Origin of the sequence: Pseudomonas sp. NPDC086566 (genome assembly GCF_050280885.1) — a bacterium.
Classification (GTDB): domain Bacteria; phylum Pseudomonadota; class Gammaproteobacteria; order Pseudomonadales; family Pseudomonadaceae; genus Aquipseudomonas; species Aquipseudomonas vlassakiae.
Genome location: NZ_JBNNWD010000021.1, coordinates 1 through 5,253 on the forward strand (window position 1 = coordinate 1; position 5,253 = coordinate 5,253).

At 59.9% G+C, this 5,253-nt stretch carries 1 protein-coding gene; it reads right to left on the minus strand.

Going from position 1 to position 5,253, the window contains the following annotated elements:
• Positions 1-5,253: beta strand repeat-containing protein (locus ACQKPS_RS26590; RefSeq protein ID WP_427606247.1), on the minus strand; the 5,253-nt coding region annotated here is incomplete at both ends.

The following is a 5,253-nucleotide window of genomic DNA, read 5'->3' on the forward strand; positions in this document are numbered from 1 at the left end:
GCAGGGTTGCTCAGGGTCACGGTGTAAGTGATCACGCCGCCTTCGGTGATGCCTGGGGTGGCGGTCAACGTGGCGGTGGTGGTGTCGATCGAGTCACTGATGACGGTCTCGACTGGCGTCTTGTCGGCCTCCAGGGCTTCGAAGTTGCCGCCTACGGCTTTCTCGATCGAAACCGAAACGGTGGAGCCGTTGTTGTAGACGTCGTTGGCGGCTGTCGGCACATCGACGGAGCCGACAGTTTTGCCGGCTTCGACGGTGATGGTCTTGCCATTGGACAGGGTCACGGTCACCGGAGTCTGAGCCGGGTTGCTCAGGGTCACGGTGTAAGTGATCACGCCGCCTTCGGTGATACCCGGGGTAGCCGAGAGGGTCGCGGTGGTGGTGTCGATCGAGTCATTGATGACGGTCTCGACTGGCGTCTTGTCGGCCTCCAGGGCTTCGAAGTTACCGCCTTCGGCTTTTTCAATGCTGACGCTGACAGTTGAACCGTTGTTGTAGACGTCGTTGGCCGCTGTTGGAACATCGACGCTGCCGACAGTTTTGCCGGCTTCGACAGTGATGGTCTTGCCATTGGACAGGGTCACGGTCACCGGAGTCTGGGCAGGATTACTCAGAGTCACGGTGTAGGTGATCACACCGCCCTCGGTGATACCCGGGGTAGCCGAGAGGGTCGCGGTGGTGGTGTCGATCGAGTCATTGATGACGGTCTCGACTGGCGTCTTGTCAGCCTCCAGGGCTTCGAAGTTGCCGCCTTCGGCTTTCTCGATCGAAACCGAAACGGTGGAGCCGTTGTTGTAGACGTCGTTGGCGGCTGTCGGCACATCGACGGAACCCACGGTTTTGCCAGCATCGACGGTGATGGTCTTGCCATTGGACAGAGTCACGGTCACCGGAGTCTGAGCCGGGTTGCTCAGGGTCACGGTGTAAGTGATCACGCCGCCTTCGGTGATGCCCGGGGTAGCCGAGAGAGTCGCGGTGGTGGTGTCGATGGAGTCACTGATGACGGTCTCGACTGGGGTCTTGTCGGCCTCCAGGGCTTCGAAGTTGCCGCCTTCGGCCTTCTCGATCGAAACCGAAACGGTGGAACCGTTGTTGTAGACGTCGTTGGCTGCTGTTGGCACATCGACGGAGCCCACGGTTTTGCCGGCTTCGACGGTGATGGTCTTGCCATTGGACAAGGTCACGGTCACGGCGGTCTGGGCAGGGTTGCTCAGAGTCACGGTGTAGGTGATCACACCGCCTTCGGTGATGCCTGGGGTAGCCGAGAGGGTCGCAGTGGTGGTGTCGATCGAGTCACTGATGACGGTCTCGACTGGCGTCTTGTCGGCTTCCAGGGCTTCGAAGTTGCCGCCTTCGGCTTTTTCAATGCTGACGCTGACAGTTGAACCATTGTTGTACACGTCGTTGGCCGCAGTCGGCACATCGACGGAGCCCACGGTTTTGCCAGCATCAACAGTGATGGTCTTGCCGTTCGACAAAGTCACAGTCACGGCGGTCTGAGCCGGGTTGCTCAGGGTCACGGTGTAGGTGATCACACCGCCCTCGGTGATGCCTGGGGTGGCGGTCAACGTGGCAGTGGTGGTGTCGATGGAGTCGCTGATGACGGTCTCGACTGGGGTCTTGTCGGCCTGCAGGGCTTCGAAGTTGCCGCCTTCGGCCTTCTCGATCGAAACCGAAACGGTGGAACCGTTGTTGTAGACGTCGTTGGCTGCTGTTGGCACATCGACGGAGCCCACGGTTTTGCCGGCTTCGACGGTGATGGTCTTGCCATTGGACAAGGTCACGGTCACGGCGGTCTGGGCAGGGCTGCTCAGAGTCACGGTGTAGGTGATCACACCGCCTTCGGTGATGCCTGGGGTAGCCGAGAGGGTCGCAGTGGTGGTGTCGATCGAGTCACTGATGACGGTCTCGACTAGCGTCTTGTCGGCTTCCAGGGCTTCGAAGTTGCCGCCTTCGGCTTTTTCAATGCTGACGCTGACAGTTGAACCATTGTTGTACACGTCGTTGGCCGCAGTCGGCACATCGACGGAGCCCACGGTTTTGCCAGCATCAACAGTGATGGTCTTGCCGTTCGACAAAGTCACAGTCACGGCGGTCTGAGCCGGGTTGCTCAGGGTCACGGTGTAGGTGATCACACCGCCCTCGGTGATGCCCGGGGTGGCGGTCAACGTGGCAGTGGTGGTGTCGATCGAGTCACTGATGACGGTTTCGACTGGCGTCTTGTCGGCCTCCAGGGCTTCGAAGTTACCGCCTTCGGCTTTTTCAATGCTGACGCTGACAGTTGAACCGTTGTTGTAGACGTCGTTGGCCGCTGTTGGAACATCGACGCTGCCGACAGTTTTGCCGGCTTCGACAATGATGGTCTTGCCATTGGACAGGGTCACGGTCACCGGAGTCTGGGCAGGATTACTCAGAGTCACGGTGTAGGTGATCACACCGCCTTCGGTGATACCCGGGGTGGCGGTCAACGTGGCAGTGGTGGTGTCGATCGAGTCACTGATGACGGTTTCGACTGGCGTCTTGTCGGCCTCCAGGGCTTCGAAGTTACCGCCTTCGGCTTTTTCAATGCTGACGCTGACAGTTGAACCGTTGTTGTAGACGTCGTTGGCCGCTGTTGGAACATCGACGCTGCCGACAGTTTTGCCGGCTTCGACGGTGATGGTCTTGCCATTGGACAGGGTCACGGTCACCGGAGTCTGGGCAGGATTACTCAGAGTCACGGTGTAGGTGATCACACCGCCTTCGGTGATACCCGGGGTGGCGGTCAACGTGGCAGTGGTGGTGTCGATCGAATCGCTGATGACGGTCTCGACTGGGGTCTTGTCGGCCTGCAGGGCTTCGAAGTTGCCGCCTTCGGCCTTCTCGATCGAAACCGAAACGGTGGAGCCGTTGTTGTAGACGTCGTTGGCGGCTGTCGGCACATCGACGGAACCCACGGTTTTGCCAGCATCGACAGTGATGGTCTTGCCGTTCGACAAGGTCACGGTCACGGCGCTCTGAGCCGGGTTGCTCAGGGTCACGGTGTAGGTGATCACGCCGCCTTCGGTGATGCCTGGGGTGGCGGTCAACGTGGCAGTGGTAGTGTCGATCGAATCGCTGATGACGGTTTCGACTGGGGTCTTGTCGGCTTCCAGGGCTTCGAAGTTGCCGCCTTCGGCTTTCTCGATCGAAACCGAAACGGTGGAGCCGTTGTTGTACACGTCGTTAGCGGCTGTCGGCACATCGACGGAGCCCACGGTTTTGCCGGCTTCGACGGTGATGGTCTTGCCGTTCGACAAGGTCACGGTCACGGCGGTCTGAGCCGGGTTGCTCAGGGTCACGGTGTAGGTGATCACGCCGCCTTCGGTGATGCCTGGGGTGGCAGTCAACGTGGCAGTGGTAGTGTCGATCGAATCGCTGATGACGGTTTCGACTGGGGTCTTGTCGGCTTCCAGGGCTTCGAAGTTGCCGCCTTCGGCTTTTTCAATGCTGACGCTGACAGTTGAACCATTGTTGTACACGTCGTTGGCCGCAGTCGGCACATCGACGGAGCCCACGGTTTTGCCGGCTTCGACGGTGATGGTCTTGCCATTGGACAGGGTCACGGTCACCGGAGTCTGAGCCGGGTTGCTCAGGGTCACGGTGTAGGTGATCACGCCGCCTTCGGTGATGCCCGGAGTAGCCGAGAGAGTCGCGGTGGTGGTGTCGATCGAATCGCTGATGACGGTCTCGACTGGCGTCTTGTCGGCCTCCAGGGCTTCGAAGTTGCCGCCTTCGGCTTTTTCAATGCTGACGCTGACAGTTGAACCATTGTTGTACACGTCGTTGGCCGCAGTCGGCACATCGACGCTGCCGACAGTTTTGCCAGCATCGACGGTAATGGTCTTACCGTTCGACAAGGTCACGGTCACGGCAGTCTGAGCCGGGTTGCTCAGGGTCACGGTATAAGTGATCACACCGCCTTCAGTGATACCCGGGGTGGCCGAGAGGGTCGCGGTGGTGGTGTCGATCGAGTCACTGATGACGGTTTCGACCGGCGTCTTGTCAGCCTCCAGGGCTTCGAAGTTACCGCCTTCGGCTTTTTCAATGCTGACGCTGACAGTTGAACCGTTGTTGTAGACGTCGTTGGCCGCTGTTGGAACATCGACGCTGCCGACAGTTTTGCCGGCTTCGACAGTGATGGTCTGTCCATTGGACAGGGTCACGGTCACCGGAGTCTGAGCCGGGTTGCTCAGAGTCACGGTGTAGGTGATCACACCGCCTTCGGTGATACCCGGGGTGGCGGTCAACGTGGCAGTGGTGGTGTCGATCGAGTCACTGATGACGGTTTCGACTGGGGTCTTGTCGGCCTCCAGGGCTTCGAAGTTACCGCCTTCGGCTTTCTCGATCGAAACCGAAACGGTGGAACCGTTGTTGTAGACGTCGTTGGCCGCTGTTGGCACATCGACGCTGCCGACAGTTTTGCCAGCATCGACGGTGATGGTCTTGCCGTTCGACAAGGTCACGGTCACGGCAGTCTGAGCCGGGTTGCTCAGGGTCACGGTGTAGGTGATCACGCCGCCTTCGGTGATGCCCGGAGTAGCCGAGAGAGTCGCGGTGGTGGTGTCGATCGAGTCATTGATGACGGTCTCGACTGGCGTCTTGTCGGCCTCCAGGGCTTCGAAGTTGCCGCCTTCGGCTTTTTCAATGCTGACGCTGACCGTTGAACCGTTGTTGTAGACGTCGTTAGCGGCTGTCGGCACATCGACGGAGCCCACGGTTTTGCCCGCTTCGACGGTGATGGTCTTGCCGTTCGACAAGGTCACGGTCACCGGAGTCTGGGCAGGGTTACTCAGAGTCACGGTGTAAGTGATCACGCCGCCTTCGGTCACGCTAGCCGACGCGGTCAACGTGGCAGTGGTGGTGTCGATCGAGTCGCTGATCACGGTCTCGGCAGGCGTCGGGTTCGGTGTCAGCTGCTCGAAGTTGCCGCCAGTGGCACCGGTGATGGTCGTGCTGACGGTCGAACCATTGCTGTAGACATCATTGGCCGGCGTCTGGAAATCGACGCTACCGGTGCTCTTGCCGGCTTCGACGATGATGGTCTGGCCATTGGACAGGGTCACGGTCACCGGAGTCTGGGCAGGGTTACTCAGAGTCACGGTGTAAGTGATCACGCCGCCTTCGGTGACGCTAGGCGACGCGGTCAACGTGGCAGTGGTGGTGTCGATCGAGTCGCTGATCACGGTCTCGGCAGGCGTCGGGTTCGGTGTCAGCTGCTCGAAGTTGCCGCCA